This window comes from Rhizobium sp. SYY.PMSO (genome assembly GCF_046840415.1).
In the GTDB taxonomy this organism is placed as follows: Bacteria; Pseudomonadota; Alphaproteobacteria; order Rhizobiales; family Rhizobiaceae; genus Rhizobium.
Genome location: NZ_CP177351.1, coordinates 888,423 through 909,225 on the forward strand (window position 1 = coordinate 888,423; position 20,803 = coordinate 909,225).

Here is a 20,803-nt window from a genome sequence, read left to right on the forward strand (position 1 = left end):
AAATGGCCAAGGGCGTAGTCACATCGGGGCAGGTCGCGAAGCTGGCAAAGGTATCGCAGTCGGCGGTCAGCAGGGCGTTTTCGCCTGGCGCCAGCATTTCGGACGATGTTCGCAAGCGGGTTCTCGATGCGGCCGAGCAGTTGGGCTACCGACCAAATGCTCTGGCAAAGGCGGTAAACACCGGGCGTTCGCGCCTGATCGCCGTGCTTGTCACCTATCTGGACAACCATTTCTATCCCGTCGTGCTCGAAACGTTGTCGCGGGCGTTGCAGGCGCGGGGCTATCAGATCCTGCTGTTCATGACAGACCGCGGCAATCAGGATGAAGTGATCCAGAAGGTGTTGACCTATCGGGTCGAGGGCATCGTGATGGCGTCGGCCGACATGTCGTCGACACTTGCGCAACAATGTGTCGATACGGGTATCCCCGTCGTATTGTTCAACCGATACGTTCCGAATTCGTTGTCCAGCAGCGTCGTCACCGACAATTTCGAGGGTGCTCGCAAGCTCACCCGGCTGTTGATTGACGCGGGCCACCAGAATATCGCCTTCATTGCAGGCGCGGAGGATTCCTCGACCAACAAGGACCGTGAAGCGGGCTTTTTGGCCGAGATGAGCGAAGCAGGCATGCCGGTCCATCTTCGCGAAGTCGGCAGCTACACGATGGAAGGCGCCGAGGAAGCGACTCGCCGTCTATTCGCCGCGCGGGGGCGCCCAGACGCCATCTTCGTCGCGAACGATCACATGGCGTTCGGCGTCATCGATGTGCTTCGCGATGATTTAGGGCTGAAAGTGCCGGAAGATATATCAGTCGTCGGATTTGACGACGTTCCTGAGGCCGGCTGGAAGGGCTACCGGCTAACGACCGTTCGCCAACCCGTTGAACCAATGGTTCGTGCGACGGTAGACATCCTCATGGAGCAGATTTCGTCGAATTCCGTCGAGACTCGCGCAATTATTGTTCCTTCGCAGGTGATTGTCAGACGCTCTTGCAGGCTCGCTCCGTTTGTACGTGAAGCAGTCTCCCGTTAGGCCGCATCCTAAAGTCGCATAATGCAGTTTGGGCTTGCGGACAAAGCTGCCAGACGAGACCCGCAACGGTCCTTATTGCTCTTGATGGGATGCGAACCGTCGGCCCCGTAATTCAAACGACCCGTAAGCTCGCTAAGCCTTCGAGTATATTACGCTTTAGATCAGGCTGGGTGATGGAACTCGCTTCGGCGTTTTGAATAGCACTCCGAGATCTGCGGGCACTCACCGTAGCTTGACATCCTCAAAGCAGAGGTCGAAGCGAGCGAGATATTTCGTCAGGCGATCTGCGTCATTGCCGCTTTTCTTTCTCAATCGCGAGATTGCAAACAAGGATCTGCCGGCAGATCGTCGTCGCATGCTCACGGCAGGTATGAAGCACCATTGCAAGCTGCACCGCGTCAAAACGATCGAGGCGAGCAGTAGCCTCTGCGCCCAACGCATCCATATCGGCTCCATCATCATCGATCGAGCGGCGCCATAACGGTTCAGGCGCTTGATTTCGCCGTCGACGACCTCCGTCGTGATACGCCCATGCGGCACGAGTGTCGCCATGCGTTTCACCGGAAGCCGACAGGTCGCGGAAATTGGCACTCCAGACAGCTTGCGGGCTGTTCGCGAATGTCAGTCCTGCCCGGGCTGCCTGGCGTCGCCGACAGTCCCCGATTCGGGCTGCATTGTTATTGGCGGATGGATTTCTTCCCCTGTCCTGATCTCCACGAACGGTCCTTGCTGCAAATACCGGCCTGAACAACAACGAAATATTTGCCTTTCGACCAAGAGTTCACGGCAGCATCGGCGCAAAATATACGTCAAAGCCATTTCATAATCTTGGACCGTTTGCAGCTTCTCCGTCCTATTTCGCGATTTTGTGTGTCCAGAATCGCGAAATAGGACGCAGCCGCGTCACTTTTCGGCCTATCGAATACTCATCGAAGCGATTTTCGGTCCGCATGCTCGACCCCATCAAAGCATAGCCATTGCATCCAAAGCAACATCTGACCGCAAACGCTAAATATTAACTGGAATTACTTCTCCCCGACGGGAGACCACCGGTCATCACTATTCGCATGGCTCAGGCTGTGAAGGATGGTCCAACTTTGCGAAGTACAGAGGAGATAGACATGGACGATACTATAGTTTCAGCGATTGAAGCAGCGCTTTCGGACGTCGTGGAGCGGCCCGTCCCAGGCATAAGGAGCGACATGAAGCTTGACCGGGATTTCGATCTCGATTCCTTCATGTTCGTGCAGTTCCTGCTCTCGCTTGAGGACAAGGTTCAAGGTCTCCGCTTCGATCCGACGGCCCTTGGCCAAACCGATTTCAATTCGGTCGGAAGCCTTGCCTCCTACATCTCGGCTCAAGTCTGCGCCGAGGCACAATAATGTTGCACGTACCGGCCCGCATCTCCCTGGAAGGCCTGTTTGCGCTCGCCCGCACCGGCGATGCCAGCACGATCCTTCGCGCAATCTGCCTCTTTGCGACATCCAGGGAAGGTTACCTGGTGGCGAACGGATATGCCTTGCGCGGTGTAGATGACGATTTTCCCCTCGTCGGTCCCTCGACGGCAAACGGCGTCGCGCGCCAGGTCGACGAGCAGAGCGACATTGTGCTTGCCCGCATCGGCCTTGCCATGGTTCGTGCGGAACCGGAGGTCCAGGCGCGGCCGAATGTGTCACGCTGCGCGATCGCGGCCGTTGCAGCAAGACTGGGACTGCTGGCGCAAGCGCTGGATATGGCCTTTCACCACCTGGAAGGCCGGCAGAGCTTCGGCCAGAAGACCATGCACCATCAGCTGGTCAAGACGAGGTTCGCCCATGCGAACGCTCTGATTGTTCGGCTGATCGAAGAAATCGGCCTCGTTGAGGAATGTGGCGAGCCGCAGGGCCTCGAAAGGATGCAATCTGCGATCAGCGAGGAGTTCTCTGAGGTCTCGAAACTCATGGGCGGGCATGGATATCTGATCTCCGGCATCAACACGCTGGAGTATCTGTCATCACTGATGGCGTCGATCTATTGCCGCCATGGCGCATCCGCCGTGTTGACGTATCGTGATCGCACGGTTCACTCCGTTGAGCCTGGAGATGCGCCATGATCGTCGCCTCCCTCTCAACGGAGAAACTCGTCGTCGCGCGCGGAACGCTTCAGGTCTCCCCGCGCTGGCGAGATTTAACGCAATCGGAGTGGAACCAGCTACATGGCTGGCGTGCCTGCCACGGCGCGGAGGAGGCCGCAGGGCTGCAAACGGCAGCGTTTGACGAAAACCTGCCGCATGACACGAGCCTGCGAGACGTCGTCGAGCGCCTGAGAGTGGATCACGGCGGGCGCGATCTTGCCGTCCTTTATCTGCATCGCGGCCATCAACTCGATACACGCTCCCCGATCCTTCAGTGGCTGCTCCATCTTCTGGACATCAACCGCAACGTGTTTGCGATCCGCGTCGAACACGAGCAGGCACTCGAAGACGCCTTCTCCATGGCCAGGGCCCTCCTTGGAGCCCATGCCAAGGTTCTCATTCTCAACGACGAGGTCGAGCGGATCGCCGAGCGCGGCCGGCTGGCCAATGAGGTTAGCTATGTCGTCCTGGAAAAAGAGCGCCGCGATGCGACGGCGACTCGACGGGATCCGGCCCGCTCGGCCCAAAATCATGTGCGGGAGATGAGCCTTTGACAGCCGACGCCGTGCTCGTTCAGGTCAGCGATGCTCAACGGGTCTCACTCGCCTCCATGATGGGGCAAATCATCGCGCTTGCCGCGCCCTTGGCGATCTCGGCCTGCATCTTGTCCGGTCTCAACCTTGGAATGGTGACGATCCTTGCCCGCCATGGCGATACCGAGGCAATCTATCTGATGTCGCTGATGCAGCCCGCCTTCTTCATCATCATCGCGATGATGGAGGGCCTTGCCATCAGCAATCAGGTCTTCAGCGCGCGTTGCAAGAATATGCCGTCGGCCGGCGCGGTCCTCAAATCCTCCCGCACGCTTTGCCTCGTCGGCCTCCTGCTGATCGGCGCCATCGCGCTGATCGCCTATTGCGCATCTCAGATGCTGCCGCTGCAGTCGCAATCCCTGGCACTTATCCTGTCCTATCTTCCGATGGCCGCGCTATCGATGGCTGCGTTCCTGGTCTTCGAGATCCATCACAGCGCTCTTCGTGGCAGCGGCCATGCGCTTCTGGCGATCGGACCATTCGCGCTTGCCGCAATCCTCAGCCTGCTCGTCACCTATGTGTTGCTGGATCGATATCAGATCGGGTTCACGGCGGTGCTGATCGGCAACTTCGCCGGCCCGCTGATCCTGCTTCCGATCGTCGTCATGCTGGTTCGAAGGATTGCCATGAAAGACGCGGACATCACGGAAGCCATGCCTGAGGCGAGACGCATATGGCCATTGCTGTCGACGGTTGGATTTCCGGTCTTCTTTTCCATTCTCGTCGCAAGCGCCAGTGCCGCATTCGTCTTTCCGGTCATCGATCGTTTCGGCGCGGATGAGGTTTCGGCCTTTCTGGTCGTGCTTCGCCTGCGAGTGGCCTTCACGATCCCCGCCGTCGCGGCAGGATCCGCGATCGCAATTCTCGTCAACCAGTCCCTGAACACGCGATCCGGCCTTTCAGGCGATCGATATCTCGCTGCGGGCATTCCGCTCGTCTTTGCTGTCTATGGTGTCGCCACCGTCGCCATCCTCTTCGCAAAGACGATGGCGATAGGGCTGATCGTTCCGGAAAACGCCACCACCTTGAACATGTGGTCGAACAATCTCCTGTGGCTGCTGTTGCCGACATTCTTCCTCATGCCCTGTGTGGTCTGCATTCAGATCATCCTCGAACAGATCGGAGACGGGCCGAAGGTCCTGGTATTCACCATTGTCGCCGAAGCCGCGACCATAGGCGCGATCATCTTCTCCGCAGAAAACAGCAAGTCGATCGAGTCGATATCTCATGTTCTGACGGTGTCTTCGGCACTTCTATTTGCGGCATACGTTGCGCGACTTGTCCACGTTCTGCATCGCTGGGAGAAAAATCATGCTCTATGAGATTTTATACCCGGCACTATATCTAGGCTCACTCACGCGCATTCGAGGGACGCGACTGGAGCCGCGGGGCGCACAATTCAGGGCCCTGAAGTCCAGACTGCGTCGACTGGACGTCCATGTCCTGACAGCGATTTCGCCATTCGCCGGCGCATGGCTCGCATTGCACCGGTTCGAACGGACGTCGGTCCCGCTCCGGCGTGCGGGAGCGCAGCCAGTTGACCGGATCCTTCAAACCGAGAAGGGCCGCCTTGCCATCCGTTTTTCCGGCGACGAGCAGGCGCCACGGGTACTCCTCATTCACGGATGGAACGCCGACAGCTCGATGATCCTGCCGCTGGCTGCAGCGCTGACCCGGAGCGGGTTCCGGGTCGTCTATCCCGATCTCCCCGGCGACGGGGCGTCGACATCGAGTCCGATGTCCTTTCACGAGAAGGGGCGGCAGATTGCCCGCTACTGCGCTCAGTATGGACCCTTTCACTGCGTCATCGGTCATTCCGCCGGCGGCCTGATCGCCGCAATCGCGCTGGAGGAAGGGTTGCCGGCGCATCGGTTCGTCACAATCTGCGCGCCGCAATCGCTGACGTCGCTGCTGCAGGCCTACCTCGTTCAGACCGGAGCGCCCGAGTGTCTGCGCCATGAGGTGCAACATGCTTATTGGAAATTGCGGCGGCGTTCGCCCTGCGATGCGGGCCCTGCGACCTTTGCGCGGCTCCAGGATAAATTGCTAGTCGTCCATGCGAATTCGGACTGGCAGGTCCTCGTCGAGGAGGCGCGCTCGATCGTCCAGGCCGCTCCCCGGGCGAAGGCGATTTTCCTCGACGACTGCAACCATCGCTCGGTTCTCGATCATCCCGGCCTTATCGCCGGCATCACCGCCTTCCTTGGCGGCGGCGCCGAACCTTCGAGGTGGACCGATGCTGACGCTGTTTGATGTCCAACTCAATTTTCCCGATACGGTCGAGAGAATGGACGAGGCGGCGGCGCAATTGCAGCTGTCCCATGATCAGAGACGGATGTTTCAGCGGTTCTTCGGTTTCGAGAGCTTTCGATGCGAGCCGAAGAGAGCGCTCGCGCCATTCCTGCACGATGCCGCCGGCAAGATCCTTGAACGCAACGAAGCGCATGCTGCCCGCCTGACCCATGTCGTGCATTGCCACACATTGCCGACGACAAGCCTCATGCGATCCGACATGCAATCCGTGCTGCAGCCCTTTTCGTCTCGCGGCCTTGAAGTCTTCAGCCTCACGATGAACCATTGCGCCTCGGGTCTGACGGTACTCGACGTGCTCGGCCAGCTGCTTGAGGACGGGGATGTCGCGCTGGTGCTCATCGGCGAGCGGGCATTTCATCGCGTCGTACGCGTCATCGAGAACGCGACGATCATGGGCGAGGCGGCATGCGCGCTTCTTGTCGGACATGGGTCGGGACCTTATGACGTCGTCGGCAGCAGCGTCCATCACGACGGCCGTTTCGCGCTCATCACCGGGCGCCCTGGCGACGCCGTCGGCGACGAGTTTTCGAACCGCTATCTCGACTTCGCGTGCGAGGCGATCCACAGGGCCCTTTCCCGCTTCGGCATCGGCCTTGGCGAGCTGCGCTGCGTGATGCCGCACAATGTCAACATTCCCTCATGGCTGCAGATCGCTCAGCAGATCGGCCTCGATGCGGACCGCATCTTGCTGTCGACGATCGCCGCCTATGGCCATTGCTTCGGCGCGGATCCGTTCATCAACCTGATGCAGGCACGCAGCGAGGGGCGGGTCGGGACCTCCGATCTCGTCCTGCTCTTCAGCATCGGCCTTGGCGCCACGGCCTCGTCGGCACTCGTGAAAGTGAACTGAACCTGTGATCATGGAAATTGTGATCATCATTTGGGAGAACAGACATGCTCGATATCAGATCCATCATTCGCTTTTCGCTTGAGCAGAGCGGCCTTGGCCCCACGCGCATCGGCGAGGTCCTTGGCGGCACCCAGATATTCGGGCCGACCGGCATCCTCAACTCGCTGGAGCTTGTTCATTTCGTCGCCAGATTGAGCGAGGAACTGAACCTCGACGTCTTCACGTTCATGAGCGACCTCGACATCACCTCGTCGACCGCCTTCCGTAGCATCGACGATCTCTCCCGTTTCATCGAAGGCAAAGTAACGCAGGCCGCCTGAGCCGAAGCGGAGATATCGGATATGTTGGACGAAGACAGACGCTTGTGGGCGATTGCCGAGAGGGTCGGAACACCATTCTACGTGTTCGACGCCGCGGCCATTCGCGAGCAGTATTTCAGGCTCAAGACCGCCTTTCCGTCGGTAGATTTCTTCTACTCGCTCAAGGCAAATCCCAATCTCTCCGTGGTCGCCGAGCTTGTCGCAGCCGGCATGGGCTGCGAAGTTTGCTCTTTCCTGGAGTTTGAAACGGCATCGGCCGCCGGCGTTCGAAGCGACAGGATCCTGTTCGTCGGGCCAGCCAAGTCGGACCGGGAGCTGGAGCGAAGCGTGGCGACAGGCATAAAGGCCATCGTCGTTGAATCCCTGACGGAACTTGAAAGGGTCGACCAGTTCGCCCGCAGCCTTGACAGTATCCAGGCCGTCGCACTGCGGCTGAACCCCGACTTTCATTTCCCTGGCGCGAGACTTTCGATGAGCGGGCGGGCGACCCAGTTCGGGATCGATGCCGTCGCCATCCATGACGTCCTCAGGCAGGCCCGGCGCCATCGCAATACGCGGATCGTCGGGATCCACGTCTATATGGGAACCCGCATTCTCGAGCCCGCGACCATCGCCAACAACACCAGACAGATCCTGTTGCTTGCGGACGAAGTGGAAACCAAGCTCGGATACCCACTCGACTTCGTCGACATCGGCGGCGGCTTCGGCGTGCCTTACCACGAGGGGGAAACCGCCCTCGACATCGACGCGCTTGCCGATGAGCTCGCCCCGGTCATCGCACGCTACGAAACATCGCATCACGAGACCAAGATCTGCATCGAGCTCGGCCGCTACATGGTCGCCACCGCCGGGCGGTTCGTCACCGGCGTTCGCCAGACGAAGGTCACGAAAGGGGAAAATTTCGCAATCTGTGACGGCGGATCCAATGTTCACTCCGCCGCCGCCGGACAAGGCTCGCTGCTGCGCAAGAATTTTCCCGTTTCCCTGATCAAGAGGAAGGATCGCGAACCGTCCCGCGGACAATGGACCATCACGGGTCCGCTCTGCACACCGATGGACATATTGGGCAAGGACGTCCTGCTCGATCGGCCCGAAGCGGGCGATCTTATCTGCATCCATCAATCGGGCGCTTACGGCGCGACCGCCTCGCCCGTCAATTTCCTGGGGTTCGGACAGCCGGCCGAGGTCATGGTCGACGGCGAGGCGATCACGCTCGTCCGCGAGCGCGCATCGATCGACGCCCTGCTTGCCGAGCAGCGCCCGCGAAGCATTTCCGGCCCTATCCGGCCGACGCAAGCCGGGACAGCCGCCGCCGGCGGCACCTCGGTGTTCGAGCATCCCTGCCTTGAGCGCCTCGACGAGGTCAAGGAGCTCCTGATCGCCACCGGGCACAAGCTCGAGCACGACCCGGATGCGTGGCAGGACCTCTGGGCGGATCCCATCATGCGTGCCTTCACGCTGGTTGGCGTTCCCGAGCGCTATAACGGGTTTTCGCTCGGTAACACGAGCCTTGGCGTCGAAACGTGCAGCTACAGTCTGCACATCGCCATGATCGAACGCCTAGCGCGCTTCGACGCATCTTGCATCCTCGCGCTCCAAGGCCCGTCACTGTCCGGTGGCGCTATCTTGAAGATGGGCACCGAAGGGCAGATCGAACGCTTCTTTTCCCGATACAGGACAGGCCCGCAGGGAACGTTTTTCGCAGTTACGGAACCGGGCGCAGGCTCCGATCCCTCGCTCGGCGTTTCGACGGTTTGCGGAGCAACGGGACATCGCCGCCTGACCGCCCGCAAGATGCTGGTCGGAAACGCCAAGCGAGCCGCGATCGGGCTGCTGTTTGCCAGAAACGCCGATACCGGCCGTCCGATCCTCGTGCTGATCGAGCCGGGCCGGAACACATCGGCTATGAAGATCGAACATCTTCCGACATTCGGTCTTTGCGGCGCCATGCTGTGCAGCATTGCAATCGACGACCTGCCGGTCGACGACACAATGATCCTCGGCGGCGACGACCAGAGCCTTCGAGACGGATTCCTGGCGATCAACGAAGTGTTCGAGCGGAACCGGCCGATCGTGGCGGCTCTAGCCCTCGGCACGGGTCGCGGCATTCTCGATCATCTGCGCGCAAGCTCGAAAGTCGCCGCGCACGACATTTCGGATCTGGAGCTGACGCATGCCGCGTTACTGCGTCGGCTGGAGATCGTTCTTGCCGCCTACGAGACCGGTCACCCCAAGACGCACGAGATCAGCATGGTGAAGCTGCAGGCGGTGCAATTTGCTGACCGGGTCGTCGAACGGGCATTCTCGCTGCCGTCGTCGACTGAGCTCATGATGAGCCCGACACTCCGCAAGAAGACACGCGATGCCAAGGCGTTCGAGTATATGGAAGGCGCGTCCAACATCCATGCCCAAAACGCATTCCGCGCCTATGTCGCGAGGATGCCGCAATGACCATATCCCTCGACCCGAAGCAGATCGTCTGGAACACATTCGACGGACTTGAGCCTCCGGTCGCCGGGTGGCAGGACCAGGTCGGCTATTGGGAAGACTATACTGGTCGGTTCTTCCGCTCGAACGGCAGGGACTACACCCCGGACGACAGCAATGTCGCCCGATGGCTGAGCGCAAGCGACCGGGCTCCCTTTGCCAATATGCTTTTGGCCCTATTGCCGCTGCTGCGCGAGCGCGCCGACCTTGACGACCTCGATCTCGTCCTGCTCGCGCACTGGCTTCCGGATATCCATCTCGGCACATCCGTTACCAATCTGGCGCTTCACAGCCTCGGCATCGACGACGGCCTCGGCTTCGCCGTTTCCGACCGCGGCCGATCGGCCCCGTTCTTTGCACTTCATTGCATTGGCCGCTACCTTGCCAATGGGCGAAGAAAGGCTCTGCTGATCACTATGGATCAGCGGCATCTTCTTTACCGCTCCCCCGTTATCGAGACCATCAATCCCTTCAATGCCGCGAGCATGGTCGTGTTGAGCGAGCGCGGTACCGGCCCGCTCACCTATCGCGGCTACCGCCGCCTATCCGACCGGGAATGCGAAACCGTTGGCCGCGCAGCCCGAAGGCTTGCGCAACAGTTCGATGTCGATCCCGCAAACTGCACGCTCGTCGCAGACCGGCACATCCTGCCGGATACCCACTGGCCGGGACCCGTCCTGCCCCAGGAACAACGACTGCTCTGCTCGGCTCCATTCGCGGCCCTTGCGAGCCACGGAGCCGAGGGAGGCGATTATCTGCTGTTGAACTGGGAGGATGGCGTCGCAAGCGGCGTCTGCCTGTCATCCAGAGGGGGAGAAGCGCCATGAGGCTTGCAGCCATCGCCACGCATATACCCGCCGGGCGAATCGACGCAGACGATATCGTGCGCGCCGCCGGCCGGCCGCTTTCCGAGGCGCGCGTGTTCAAGCATCTGTTCGGCATCGAACAGGTATCGGCTTCGGACGCCGCCCCTCGCCCGCTTGCCGCAGAATTCGAACCCATTCTCGACCGGCTTCTTGACGATCACAGCGGACCGCGCCCCGATGCCATGATCTATGTGCACGGCCTGCCCCTGCAATATCCGCGCGGCCGCTCGCCGCTCACGGTGCTCGGCTCCCATCCGATGCTTGCCGCCGTCAAGTTCAAATATGAGGTCGACCAGCACAATTGCAGCGGCATGTTTTGGGCGCTGGAGATGGCAAGGCATCTGCTGCAAGGCGGCATCGTACATTCGGTCGTCATCATCGCAGGCGACAGCCACACCAACGTGCCGCTGGCCGACAGATATGTCCCGGGATGTACGTTGATGGGCGAAGCCTATTGCGGTCTCGTCGTCGATCAGGAGGGCGGCGGCTGGCAGTTCGAACCGATGGTGCTTCACATGAGGCCGGAGTTCCATTTCGGGCGAGCCGGCACGGCGCAGCAGATGAGCGCCTTTTTTTCCGGCCATAGCACGATGGTTAAGCAAGCGCTCGACGAGGCGGGATTTGACTGGCTTGGACCGGCACCGCTGCTTCCCCACAATGTCAACAGGCTCGCCTGGCAGCAGCTGTGCCGGGAACACGGTCTGGAATATGGCCGGGTCGACCTCAGCCTGCTTCCGGACGTAGGCCACTGCTATACGAGCGATCCTTTCCTGTTGTTGTGCGAACTATTGCGCAGTTCCGAAATCGGGGCAGACGCCGCGACCCTCGTATCGGTCGGCATGGGCGGCTTCGTCGGTGCCTGCACGATCCACAAGCATATGTCCCCTTCCAATGGAGCAAGCCGATGACACCTTCCCCGAACATGCTGACGAGTTTCCTGATCAACAGTGCAAAAACACGCGCCGAACGGACGGCGATACAGGACGAGCGGCGCAAGCTGACCTATGGGCAGGCATACCGGCTGGCGCTTACGGTGGCCCGTGACCTGCGACGAAACGGCGTGACCGAGGGTGAGCGCGTCATTCTCCTGATGCACAATTCGGTCGGATTCTGCATCGCCCTCTGGGGCGTTCTCCTAGCGGGCGCCGTCGCAGTACCGCTCAATCCCGAAACAAAACGCGACAAGCTTGCCTGGATCGCCCGGGATTGCGGGCCGAAAAGCCTCATCGTCGACGATGCCCTCCTCTCGGTTGCCGTCGAAGCCGTCCAGGCAAGTAGATCGGATGTCTATTTCCTGACCCATCACGATGGCGGCCTGATGGGTTCGAAATGGATGGGGTTCGACGATGCCGGTCCGGCGAGCGACGAGTCGATGTCCAGCGACGATCTTGCCTCCGTCATCGACCGGGATCTGGCGGCCATCATCTATACCTCGGGTTCCACCGGCGACCCGAAGGGCGTCATGCTCACGCATCTCAACATGACGACGGCGGCACAGTCCGTGTCGCAATATCTCGGATATGTCGAGGGCGACATTATCTCCTGCGCAATTCCCCTGACCTTCGACTATGGCCTGCATCAACTGACCATGGCGACCCTGGTCGGGGCGACCTTGCATGTGGAGAGGAATTTTGCACAGCCGCTGTTTGCCCTTGCCCGCATGGTCGCGAACGGGGCAACGGTGCTACCGATCGTGCCGACGATGGTTCCGCTCATCGAACCGCTCGCCGATCGTTTCGACCTTTCGAGCGTGCGTTGCATTACCAGCACGGCCGCAGCGCTGCACCCCGGCAAAATCGACACGTTGGCGAAACTCTTCGCCAAAGCTACGATCTTCTCGATGTATGGCCTGACCGAGTGCCATCGCTGCACCTATCTCGATCCGGCTGAGCTCGCCACGCGCAAATCCAGCATCGGCAAGGCGATCCCCAACACGCAATTATGGGTCGTCGATGCTGCGGGCCGCAAGCATTTCCACAGCGCGACCGGGGAGCTGGTCATCCGCGGCAACACCATCATGAAAGGATACTGGAACAATCCGGCAAAGACCGCCGAAAAGCTTCGCATGTGCCCGGACCTTCAGGAAATCGTCCTTTACACGGGCGATACCTGCAAGCTCGACGAGGAAGGCTTCCTCTATTTCGTGGCGCGCTCGGACGATATCCTGAAGGTCGCCGGCCACAAGGTGGCGCCAAGCGAAATCGAAAGTGCGCTGCTTGCCCATGACGCGGTCTCGCAAGCATCGGTGATCGGGGAGGACCACGCCGTCCACGGACAACGGCCGGTCGCCTTCGTCACACTTTCGAACGCGGATCTTGTGAGCGCCGAGAATCTTCTGGAGTGGTGCCGCGATCGTCTTGAGCCTCACGCCATACCGGCGCGCATCGTCATCCTGCATGAGTTCGCCAGGAGCCATAATGGCAAGATCGACAAGCATGTTCTTCGCAAGCAGCTCCTCGAAACCGTCTGAACGTCAATCTCTTTCCATGAAGCCAGGAGGAAAAGCCATGACATCGATTGAGAACACCATTATCGATGCGATCGTCGAATTGTTGGAACTTCAAGCACCACATTCCGTCGGGCGGGAGACGCGCCTGCAGGATCTCGGTATCGACAGCGGCCTCATGCTCGAATTGTTCCTCCTGATCGAGGACAATGTCGCAAGCCTTGATATAGATCCGGCCTCGCTGCGTCCCGAGCATTTCTCGACCGTCGAAAGCCTCACGGCATTTGTCAGCCAAAGCCTCCTAGAGGGGGAAGTCGCATGAGGCCGGCCCTTGCGATCGAGGGCGAGCGGCAAGAGCCGGCAGCGGCGCGTCTGCGGGCAATCTTTGCCGCGTTCGAAGCCTGCACAAGCGTCTGCTACCGGCATCCGGCCGGCGATCTGCGCTTCAGCGACCTTTACCAACAGACTGTCGCGCTTCTTGACCGCCTTTTCAGTGTGAGCACGGCCCGAAACCCGGTTCTGATCTGGGGACACAAGGATCGGCGCTATCTGGTCGCCTATTGGGCATGCCTGATTGGCGGCCGGGCGCTGGTTCCGGTGGAGCCCGAGACGCCGCTCGACCGCGTTCGCCAGATCGCCCTTGCCTGTAACGCCTCGGCCATCCTCGTCGCCGCCCCCAACGACAACGCGCCGCCGGAGCTTTGGAGCATCGACCCGTCAATTCCGGCCATGGCGATCGAGCTGGGGAGCGAAAACCGGCTTACCAATCACGCGGCGCGCCGTCCTGCGCCGGCGACAGACGCCATCGCCGATGATGACGTTGCCTACATCATGTTTTCGTCCGGTACGCTCGGCCAGCCGAAGGGCATCCAAGTCACTTACGCCAATCTCGTCGACTTCATCGACTGGCTTGACGTCCTGTTGCCCGAAGCTGCCGGCTTTTCAGCGGTGTCGGGCAATATTCGCTATTGCTTCGACGTCTCGCTCTTCGAGATATGGACGTCGTGGCTGCATCGCCTGCCGATAACGGCGCTGGATCACGCCGACGTCGCCAACTCGACCGGCTTTATCCGGCGCCTTGCCGCCGATAAGGTCTCCTTGTGGGTTTCGACGCCATCGATCGTGCGGCTCTTCCTCAAGAACCGGCGGTTTGGCGCCGACACCCTGCCGGATTGTAGGACTTTCGTCTTCTGCGGCGAACCCTTGACGAAGGCCATCGTCAGCGACCTTTTTGACCGCTTCCCGGGTTGCCGCGTCGTCAACACCTATGGCCCGACGGAATGCACCGTCGCGGTAACGAGCGTCGATATCACCCGCGCCCACCTGCTTGCAGACCATGAACTTCCGATCGGCTATGCCCGGGCCGCAACGACCCTGGACCATTCTCCAGGCGCCCAGGGCAACAATAGCGGCAATGACGCGGCGCAGGAAATCTATATTCGCGGCGCAAGCGTCGGCCGAGGCTATATCGGCCTTCCCGAACGCCAGGCATATGCCTTTCCCGAAGGCGACCTTTATCGTACCGGCGACTGGGGCTGGAAAGCAGCCGACGGGCTCTGGTATTTCAAGGGCCGCATCGACAGAGAAGTCAAGATCCAGGGCGTGCGTATCGCCCTTGACGATGTCGAGGCCCATATTCGCGCCCAAACGGGTGTGGAAGAGGTGGTCGTCAGCGTCTTTTCGCTGGACGATCAGCCGCGCGCGCTCAACGCCTATGTTCTGGGACCGCAAACGGGTGACGAGCTACGCCTGATTGCGACGCAATTGTCAAAGCAGCTGCCTCACTATCTCGTTCCGCGGTTCTGGTACGCCGATTTCCCGGTGACGCTCAACAAGAACTCCAAACTCGACCGCGCCGCCATTGTCGAGGCGGCGGCGCAGGCGGCGGCGCGCCACGTTCATTCGCTCGCGGCGCAGGCCTGAGGCCTTGCCGCGAGCCGGCCCACGGACAAGGAAAAGGGAAGCATGGATATGCAGACATGTCCGGTCTTTGACGCCAATTCGGCGCTCTATCAGAATCTCGGCCTCCTGAAGGTGGCCGAGACGGCCGCACGCAAGCATGGCGATCTCGTCATTCTGCATACGCGCGAGGACCGGGATACCTATCTCGTCACCGGCGAGCGCGGCCTTGATTTCTGGCGGCAGCATGCCGGCCAGCTCGCCGCCGAGTTCGGCGACGTCACCAGCAGCGCCATGACCATGCGCCTGCTGCTTGGCGAGAACACCGAAGAAGCCTCCTGGGCGCGCGTTGGACTGCCCATGCGCCGCAAGCTCGCCGGCCTTGCCGGCTCGTTAGAGCTCTGGTTCGACGAGGCGCTTGCGCGGGCAACTGCGACCTTCCTCGACGAGGCGCTCGCGCCGGTCGCCGATCTTCGTACCCTGTGCCGCTTGTGGGCGGTGCGAGCCACCTGCCATCCCATCTTCGGCACCGCCGTCAATGACAGCGAAATGGCCGAGGGCATCGCGCAGGTGCAGGTCTTTCATCGCTTCATGTTCAACAGGGACGCCAACGCCTTCAAGGATGCCGACGCACTGGAGGAATTCCGCGAGACACGCGCCTTTCTCGACGACGCCGTGCGCGCCGGCATCGCCGCCGCAAGAGCGGGCGAGAACACCATCCTCGCCCACCTGCTCGAAGCCATGCCCGACGATATCCGAGCGAACGACCAGATCGACCATCTGCGGCCGCTCCTCTTCCGCATCCTCTTCGAAAGGCTTGGGGTCGACGGCCTCAGCCTGCTCTGGGCCCTCGTCCATCTCGCCCAGGATCCGGGCCTTGCCGATACCATTGCCAAGGACGTCCGGGACAACGGAGCATCGAGCCTCGCGACCGCCGTCGCCCTGGAGACCCAGCGCCTCTATCCCGAACTCCCCTTCCTCTATCGCACCACGAGCCGCGATCTCCATTTCGGTGCAATCACCGTCCCCGCCCAGGCAACCCTTTTGTTTTCCCCATTCCTGCTGCACCGCGACGAGCGCCTATGGGACGAGCCGACCCGTTTCGATCCTGGCCGTTTCGACCCGGGCCGCGTCCCAAACCTCGCCGGCCACCCCGGCCATTTCCTGCCTTTCGGCATCGGACCCAATGCCCGTAGGCAGACCGAAAGGGTCACATCCCAGATCGCATCGGCGCTGACCGCTATCTGCGCAAGCCGCTCGTTCGGCCTGGCGGCGACAACCCGGCCGGGGGATCTGCGGCCCGTATTCCGCTCGATACTGGCCCCGCGCGGCGCGGTCAGCCTGTGGTGGCGACCGAGAGGAGAGGCGCGCAGCCGCGCGCAAGACGAAGCCCGTTCACAAACAGCCCTTTGCGGAGAAAACTCATGGTAGACAGTATTTTGCAGCGCATACGCAGCCACATCCTCCATACTCCGGATGCGCCGGCTCTGATCAGCGACGGCGGCGTAATGCGCTTCGGCGAACTCGGATCACGTTGCGAGGGCATGCGCCGCCATCTTCTGGGGATCGAACCGGGACCACTGGTCATCGTCGGCCACAAGGAGCATGACTGCGTCGCGATGATGCTGGCCTGCGCGATCTCCGGCAGGCCCTTTGTTTTCGTCGACCGGTCCAATCCGGTTCAACGCATCGAGACGATCGCTCGCATTGCCGGAGCAAGCCATGCCTTCGTCGAGGGCGACTACCTCGAGCTTGCGTCCCTGCATCAAATCGACGTCTCCACGATCGATGCGGCGGCATTGCCGGCCGACGGCGGCAGTTCCAACATCGGCAGCGAAACGCTGTTTTACATCGTCTTCACGTCGGGAAGCACGGGGCAGCCGAAGGGCGTTGCCATTTCGAGAGACAATTTCAAGCATTTCGACAGCTGGTACGGCCCGATGCTGCGTCGTCTTGCAGGCAACGGCGCCCACGTCAATCACGCAAGCCTCGCCTTCGACATGGGCATGCTTGATCTATGGCCGGCGCTCGCCAACGGCTCCGCGGTCATCATGCTGGATCATCGCAACAACGTCCTTGCCCGAAACAATGTGCGCCTGCTCGCCGAAAACGGCGCAATGACACCCGGCTCCTGGTTTTCGACACCATCATTGCTGCAGATCATGTGCACGGACAGGGGCTTCAACGGCGCGACCTTTCCCGAACTGCGGTGCTTCTTCGTCGGCGGCGAGGTCGTGCAGAAGTCTCTCATTCGCGATCTATGGCGGCGGTTTCCGCACGCAAAGCTCTGCCATGCCTATGGACCGACCGAGGTCACCTGCGTCACACATGCCCAGATCCTTGATGGGGGCCATCTCGATACCGGCGACCTGCTGCCGCTCGGGCCGGCTCTCGAGCCTTCCAGCATGCGCATCCTGCGCGAGGACGGTTCCGAGGCAAGCGCGGGCGAACCGGGCGAGGTCCAGCTTCTCGGGCCACAGGTCGGAAAGGGCTATCTGCCCTCGGACCATCCGCGCAACCATGCCTTCGGCACCTTCGCCGCAGTGCCCACCTATATGACCGGCGACCTTGGCTATGTCGACCTCGATGGAAGCCTGACCCTGCTTGGACGCGTCGACCGCCAGGTCAAGTGGAACGGCAACCGGATCGAACTGAACGAAATCGAGCGTATCGCCAACGACCTGCCCTATATTCGCCAGGCCACCTGCGTTCCGCTTTTGAGCGACGGCCGGGTGACGAACATCGTCCTGTTCGCGCAGATGCATCCCGATCGTCAAACGACTCGCGATCGCCTGGTCGCCGACATGAGGCTCGCGCTTCCGGCGGTGATGGTCCCGCGCGACGTCCGGATCGTCGACAAGTTCATCCTCAACATCAACGGCAAGGTCGATATCGGCCGCATGCTGGACTGCGCCCTTGCGACGTGAGTGATCCGGCCGAGCCACCGAGCGAATTGGAAAGAAGGCCGAGGCCTGAACGAGGAATGATTTGACCTGCTGTCGCGCCAAGGCGTTTGGCGGCGGACGGAAAATGAGCGCTTGTCGGCTGGGCACCGGCTCCGCGCACGAAAACCCTGCGCTTTTCAACTGTCGCCGCACCGGAAAATGCGGCCACGTCATTCTTGTCAAAGCAGCAAAAGGAGTTGCTCATGTCAGACGATCAATTCGACCTTGCGGATGTAGCGCTTGCCGAGCCGCCCTTCCATCATCTGGATGCAGGCATGCAAGGCGCGCCGCGGCAGACCGCAAGCAACATGAAATTCAGCCTGTCGTTCTTTTCCAACGACGATCGTGGCAAGCCGGGCGCCGACAACTACAAGCTCCTGCTTGACGCGACCCGATATGCCGACCGCAACGGATTTGAAGCCGTTTGGCTTCCCGAGCGCCATTTCCATGCTTTCGGCGGCCTGTTCCCCAATCCATCCGTCCTGGCGGCGGCACTTGCAACAGTCACCGCGAGAATCGGCCTGCGCGCCGGCAGCGTCGTGTCGCCGTTGCATAGCCCGATCCGCATTGCGGAAGAATGGGCTGTCGTCGACAATCTGTCGAATGGCAGGGTCGGCATCTCGTTTGCCGCTGGATGGAATGCCAACGATTTCATATTGTCTTCGAGCCCGTTCGAGGAACGCCGGGAGCGGCTGGCCTGCGACATGGATGTGGTGCGCCAGCTCTGGCGGGGCGATGATGCCGTCGTCTCGGGCCTGCCCGTAAAGACCTTCCCCCGACCCGTGCAGGAAAGCCTACCCGTCTGGCTGACGACCACCGGCCGGCAGGAGGGTTTCATCGCCGCCGGCAAGATGGGGGCCAATGTACTGACCCATCTTCGAGGGCAGGAGCTCAACGAACTGCCCGAGAAGATCGAGCTCTATCGTCGCAGTCGAAAGGACAGCGGCCATGATGGCCGTGGCCAGGTGACCTTGATGATGCACACCTATGTGCATGAGGACAGGGCGCGGGCGATCAAGGACATTCAGCAGCCGCTGATGGCCTATCTCGGCAGTTCCCTCGACCTGACGCAGGCCTCCACCAAGCGGCTCAAGCCCCCGCGACGAAATTCCGCGACTGCGGCGGCACTCCGCGACGCGATGCTCCTGGAGGCCTGCGAGCGCTACATGAACGAAAGCGGTCTCTTTGGCACGCCGGACGATGTCATCGCAACGGTCGAGCGTCTCGCACGCGCCGGCGTCGACGAGATCGCTTGCCTGGTGGATTTTGGCGTGGATCATGCAAAGGCGCTGGCGAGCCTTTCCCTGCTCGCCGAGACCAAGAGACGTCTCAGGGCCCCGGCGTCATGCGGCTTGTCGTTGCCAACCGAGCGATAGGTGGATTTGGCGGCGATGCCAAAAGCAAAAGGCAATCCGAGCGCACCCGGATTGCCCGAACGGGATCTAGGCCGGCTTGCCGGCCGCGCGCTGTGCGGTGCAAGTGCTTCGGAATTGCCCGCGACAACGCAACGCCATATCTTGCCGGCGCAACTCCAAGGGCGGCGACGCCGGCACAGACTTTAAGAGGAAGCTCCTCCCGATCCTCGCGACAAAGGCAGTCATCCCTTCATGGGAATTGGCTGGTCCGCGATGCGCAGATGATCCATCTTCACCCTTGTCCCCTTTTGGTCGGGCACAAGCGAACGCTTGCGCCAGGCTCCCGGGCTATAGCCGGTAATGCGCTGAAACTCGCGGTGGAAATTGGACTTGGTCGTAAATCCGGTCTTGTAGATGATCTCCGTGATCGACTCATTGGTCGTCTCAAGCAGATCGCAGGCGTCCGCGATCCTGAAAGTATTCACATATTGTGGTACGTTCATCGCACGCAGGCTGTTGACGGCTGTCGATATCTGCCTCGAAGGCTGACCGAGTTTGCGGGCGAGCCGGTCGAGCGATAACGATTCATCACGGAAAAGCTTGGTGTCCGTCATGAGCCGGTCAAGCCGATCGACAATCTCCTGGTTCAGCCTGTCGTCGCGCCTTGAATCTTCCTCGGCATCAGCTTCAGCACTCGGGATGATTGGCCGCGATCCGACGCCCAGGAACAAGGAAATGAGGACCAGGAGCATGAAGAGATTGCCATAGCCGACAAGTGCCGATGATATGCTGCTATTGTTCCATTGAATATCGCAGGCGATGATCAGGTCGATTATGGCCGACAGCAAGAACATACAGCCGGCGACCAGAGATGCGAGCCGCGCGGGAAAGAGCATATGAAGCGGCTGGCTTTCCATCGACTCGTGGTCGGACAGATAGGCAACCACGATAAAGGCGGCGCCATAAACCATGTATACGCCGATGCTAATGGCCTCCGCGAAAACAAAATAGTCTAGGAGAGCGGCGATATTGACCGCAATGACGAAGCTTGCGGCAGACCCTAGGGCAACCATCATGTCCCTCTGTTTATTTGCTTCTTTCGATCTGCCGATCAACGAACTGAGCACCAGCCAGGTCATTGGTGGAATGGCGAGCGACACGCTCACGAGGAACAAGGACGGAAAGCCGCCCAGTGTCCATTTGATTCCGATTAGCAACGACTGGAGAGCATAAAGACCTATCGTGACGAAAACCAGCGGCGATCCCCATCGATCCTTGGAGTTCAATCGTCGCAACAGGACGATGGCGAGGAAAATTGCTGTCAAGATCGGCAAAGGAAGACTGATCATTTTGGAAACTCCCGCAGAAATTTGATCATCAAAATGACAATTGAAACCGTGCCCGACCGGGGTCGAATGATTCCGTTTCAATTGCCTTTGCAAAGATCCAGCCGAGCGACATCAGGGTGCTTTTTTCGCGATAGGTTCCGCCAAGCATCCCATCCGGGAGAGAATGCCAATCCTCCCTTCCGCGCAAGTGCGCATCGCGCAAGGATCGCGGCATGATTGTGCTTTTCATGGACAGA

At 60.6% G+C, this 20,803-nt stretch carries 18 protein-coding genes and 1 pseudogene; 17 read left to right on the top strand and 2 right to left on the bottom strand.

Going from position 1 to position 20,803, the window contains the following annotated elements; genetic code table 11:
* The first annotated feature begins 2 nt into the window (after positions 1-2).
* Positions 3-1,031, top strand: coding sequence for a LacI family DNA-binding transcriptional regulator (locus ACJJVH_RS30790; protein WP_412066324.1), 1,029 nt, complete (start codon positions 3-5; stop codon positions 1,029-1,031).
* 222 nt (positions 1,032-1,253) lie between these two features.
* Here the strand turns inward: ACJJVH_RS30790 and ACJJVH_RS30795 are convergent.
* Positions 1,254-1,662: pseudogene (locus tag ACJJVH_RS30795) on the bottom strand (sigma 54-dependent transcriptional regulator); the annotation flags it as partial.
* 490 nt (positions 1,663-2,152) lie between these two features.
* On the opposite strand from ACJJVH_RS30795, the gene ACJJVH_RS30800 reads away from it, so the two are divergent.
* The 16 genes from ACJJVH_RS30800 (at position 2,153) to ACJJVH_RS30875 (ending at position 19,239) form a co-directional block, all read left to right on the top strand.
* Positions 2,153-2,413, top strand: coding sequence for an acyl carrier protein (locus ACJJVH_RS30800; RefSeq protein WP_412066325.1), 261 nt, complete (start codon positions 2,153-2,155; stop codon positions 2,411-2,413).
* Positions 2,413-3,123, top strand: coding sequence for an acyl-CoA dehydrogenase family protein (locus tag ACJJVH_RS30805; RefSeq protein WP_112804219.1), 711 nt, complete (start codon positions 2,413-2,415; stop codon positions 3,121-3,123). The genes ACJJVH_RS30800 and ACJJVH_RS30805 overlap by 1 nt, the downstream gene beginning before the upstream one ends.
* Positions 3,120-3,698, top strand: a complete 579-nt coding sequence (locus ACJJVH_RS30810; protein WP_412066326.1) for a hypothetical protein — start codon at positions 3,120-3,122, stop codon at positions 3,696-3,698. The genes ACJJVH_RS30805 and ACJJVH_RS30810 overlap by 4 nt, the downstream gene beginning before the upstream one ends.
* Positions 3,695-5,059 (top strand): hypothetical protein, encoded by a 1,365-nt coding sequence (locus ACJJVH_RS30815; protein WP_113423218.1) that lies wholly within the window; start codon positions 3,695-3,697, stop codon positions 5,057-5,059. The genes ACJJVH_RS30810 and ACJJVH_RS30815 overlap by 4 nt, the downstream gene beginning before the upstream one ends.
* Complete coding sequence (locus ACJJVH_RS30820) at positions 5,049-5,990, top strand: alpha/beta fold hydrolase (RefSeq protein ID WP_112804222.1); 942 nt, start codon at positions 5,049-5,051, stop codon at positions 5,988-5,990. Before ACJJVH_RS30815 ends, ACJJVH_RS30820 begins: the two co-directional genes overlap by 11 nt.
* Positions 5,974-6,900, top strand: coding sequence for a 3-oxoacyl-[acyl-carrier-protein] synthase III C-terminal domain-containing protein (locus ACJJVH_RS30825; protein WP_162704111.1), 927 nt, complete (start codon positions 5,974-5,976; stop codon positions 6,898-6,900). The genes ACJJVH_RS30820 and ACJJVH_RS30825 overlap by 17 nt, the downstream gene beginning before the upstream one ends.
* A 44-nt stretch (positions 6,901-6,944) precedes the next feature.
* Positions 6,945-7,220: a hypothetical protein gene (locus tag ACJJVH_RS30830; RefSeq protein WP_112804224.1), complete on the top strand. Its 276-nt coding sequence runs from the start codon at positions 6,945-6,947 to the stop codon at positions 7,218-7,220.
* Between the two features lie 21 nt (positions 7,221-7,241).
* The gene (locus ACJJVH_RS30835) at positions 7,242-9,671 is read left to right on the top strand and encodes an acyl-CoA dehydrogenase family protein (protein WP_412066327.1); all 2,430 of its coding nucleotides are present in this window, start codon (positions 7,242-7,244) and stop codon (positions 9,669-9,671) included.
* Positions 9,668-10,534 (top strand): hypothetical protein, encoded by an 867-nt coding sequence (locus tag ACJJVH_RS30840; protein WP_112804226.1) that lies wholly within the window; start codon positions 9,668-9,670, stop codon positions 10,532-10,534. Before ACJJVH_RS30835 ends, ACJJVH_RS30840 begins: the two co-directional genes overlap by 4 nt.
* Complete coding sequence (locus ACJJVH_RS30845; RefSeq protein ID WP_112804227.1) at positions 10,531-11,481, top strand: hypothetical protein; 951 nt, start codon at positions 10,531-10,533, stop codon at positions 11,479-11,481. The genes ACJJVH_RS30840 and ACJJVH_RS30845 overlap by 4 nt, the downstream gene beginning before the upstream one ends.
* On the top strand, positions 11,478-13,043 hold the full coding sequence (locus ACJJVH_RS30850) for a class I adenylate-forming enzyme family protein (protein WP_412066328.1): 1,566 nt from the start codon (positions 11,478-11,480) through the stop codon (positions 13,041-13,043). Before ACJJVH_RS30845 ends, ACJJVH_RS30850 begins: the two co-directional genes overlap by 4 nt.
* 37 nt (positions 13,044-13,080) lie before the next feature.
* Positions 13,081-13,341, top strand: a complete 261-nt coding sequence (locus ACJJVH_RS30855) for a phosphopantetheine-binding protein (protein ID WP_113423214.1) — start codon at positions 13,081-13,083, stop codon at positions 13,339-13,341.
* On the top strand, positions 13,338-14,942 hold the full coding sequence (locus ACJJVH_RS30860) for an AMP-binding protein (protein WP_113423213.1): 1,605 nt from the start codon (positions 13,338-13,340) through the stop codon (positions 14,940-14,942). Before ACJJVH_RS30855 ends, ACJJVH_RS30860 begins: the two co-directional genes overlap by 4 nt.
* Before the next feature lie 42 nt (positions 14,943-14,984).
* Positions 14,985-16,349 (top strand): cytochrome P450, encoded by a 1,365-nt coding sequence (locus ACJJVH_RS30865; protein ID WP_412066329.1) that lies wholly within the window; start codon positions 14,985-14,987, stop codon positions 16,347-16,349.
* Positions 16,343-17,845 (top strand): AMP-binding protein, encoded by a 1,503-nt coding sequence (locus ACJJVH_RS30870; protein WP_112804063.1) that lies wholly within the window; start codon positions 16,343-16,345, stop codon positions 17,843-17,845. The genes ACJJVH_RS30865 and ACJJVH_RS30870 overlap by 7 nt, the downstream gene beginning before the upstream one ends.
* A 221-nt stretch (positions 17,846-18,066) precedes the next feature.
* Positions 18,067-19,239 (top strand): MupA/Atu3671 family FMN-dependent luciferase-like monooxygenase, encoded by a 1,173-nt coding sequence (locus ACJJVH_RS30875; protein WP_412066330.1) that lies wholly within the window; start codon positions 18,067-18,069, stop codon positions 19,237-19,239.
* A 221-nt stretch (positions 19,240-19,460) separates the two neighbouring features.
* On the opposite strand, the gene ACJJVH_RS30880 is transcribed toward ACJJVH_RS30875, so the two are convergent.
* Positions 19,461-20,567 carry a helix-turn-helix domain-containing protein gene (locus tag ACJJVH_RS30880; RefSeq protein ID WP_412066331.1) on the bottom strand — a complete coding sequence of 369 codons (1,107 nt, stop codon included), beginning with the start codon at positions 20,565-20,567 and terminating at the stop codon, positions 19,461-19,463.
* Positions 20,568-20,803: the final 236 nt, after the last annotated feature.

Bases quoted from the DNA above. Each gene is read 5' to 3' on its own strand.
- ACJJVH_RS30805 (WP_112804219.1), top strand. From the start codon at position 2,413: ATGTTGCACGTACCGGCCCGCATCTCCCTGGAAGGCCTGTTTGCGCTC.
- ACJJVH_RS30790 (WP_412066324.1), top strand. From the start codon at position 3: ATGGCCAAGGGCGTAGTCACATCGGGGCAGGTCGCGAAGCTGGCAAAG.
- ACJJVH_RS30870 (WP_112804063.1), top strand. From the start codon at position 16,343: ATGGTAGACAGTATTTTGCAGCGCATACGCAGCCACATCCTCCATACT.
- ACJJVH_RS30800 (WP_412066325.1), top strand. From the start codon at position 2,153: ATGGACGATACTATAGTTTCAGCGATTGAAGCAGCGCTTTCGGACGTC.
- ACJJVH_RS30845 (WP_112804227.1), top strand. From the start codon at position 10,531: ATGAGGCTTGCAGCCATCGCCACGCATATACCCGCCGGGCGAATCGAC.
- ACJJVH_RS30820 (WP_112804222.1), top strand. From the start codon at position 5,049: ATGCTCTATGAGATTTTATACCCGGCACTATATCTAGGCTCACTCACG.
- ACJJVH_RS30865 (WP_412066329.1), top strand. From the start codon at position 14,985: ATGGATATGCAGACATGTCCGGTCTTTGACGCCAATTCGGCGCTCTAT.
- ACJJVH_RS30825 (WP_162704111.1), top strand. From the start codon at position 5,974: ATGCTGACGCTGTTTGATGTCCAACTCAATTTTCCCGATACGGTCGAG.
- ACJJVH_RS30880 (WP_412066331.1), bottom strand. From the start codon at position 20,567: ATGATCAGTCTTCCTTTGCCGATCTTGACAGCAATTTTCCTCGCCATC.
- ACJJVH_RS30830 (WP_112804224.1), top strand. From the start codon at position 6,945: ATGCTCGATATCAGATCCATCATTCGCTTTTCGCTTGAGCAGAGCGGC.
- ACJJVH_RS30850 (WP_412066328.1), top strand. From the start codon at position 11,478: ATGACACCTTCCCCGAACATGCTGACGAGTTTCCTGATCAACAGTGCA.
- ACJJVH_RS30810 (WP_412066326.1), top strand. From the start codon at position 3,120: ATGATCGTCGCCTCCCTCTCAACGGAGAAACTCGTCGTCGCGCGCGGA.
- ACJJVH_RS30875 (WP_412066330.1), top strand. From the start codon at position 18,067: ATGTCAGACGATCAATTCGACCTTGCGGATGTAGCGCTTGCCGAGCCG.
- ACJJVH_RS30855 (WP_113423214.1), top strand. From the start codon at position 13,081: ATGACATCGATTGAGAACACCATTATCGATGCGATCGTCGAATTGTTG.
- ACJJVH_RS30860 (WP_113423213.1), top strand. From the start codon at position 13,338: ATGAGGCCGGCCCTTGCGATCGAGGGCGAGCGGCAAGAGCCGGCAGCG.
- ACJJVH_RS30835 (WP_412066327.1), top strand. From the start codon at position 7,242: ATGTTGGACGAAGACAGACGCTTGTGGGCGATTGCCGAGAGGGTCGGA.
- ACJJVH_RS30840 (WP_112804226.1), top strand. From the start codon at position 9,668: ATGACCATATCCCTCGACCCGAAGCAGATCGTCTGGAACACATTCGAC.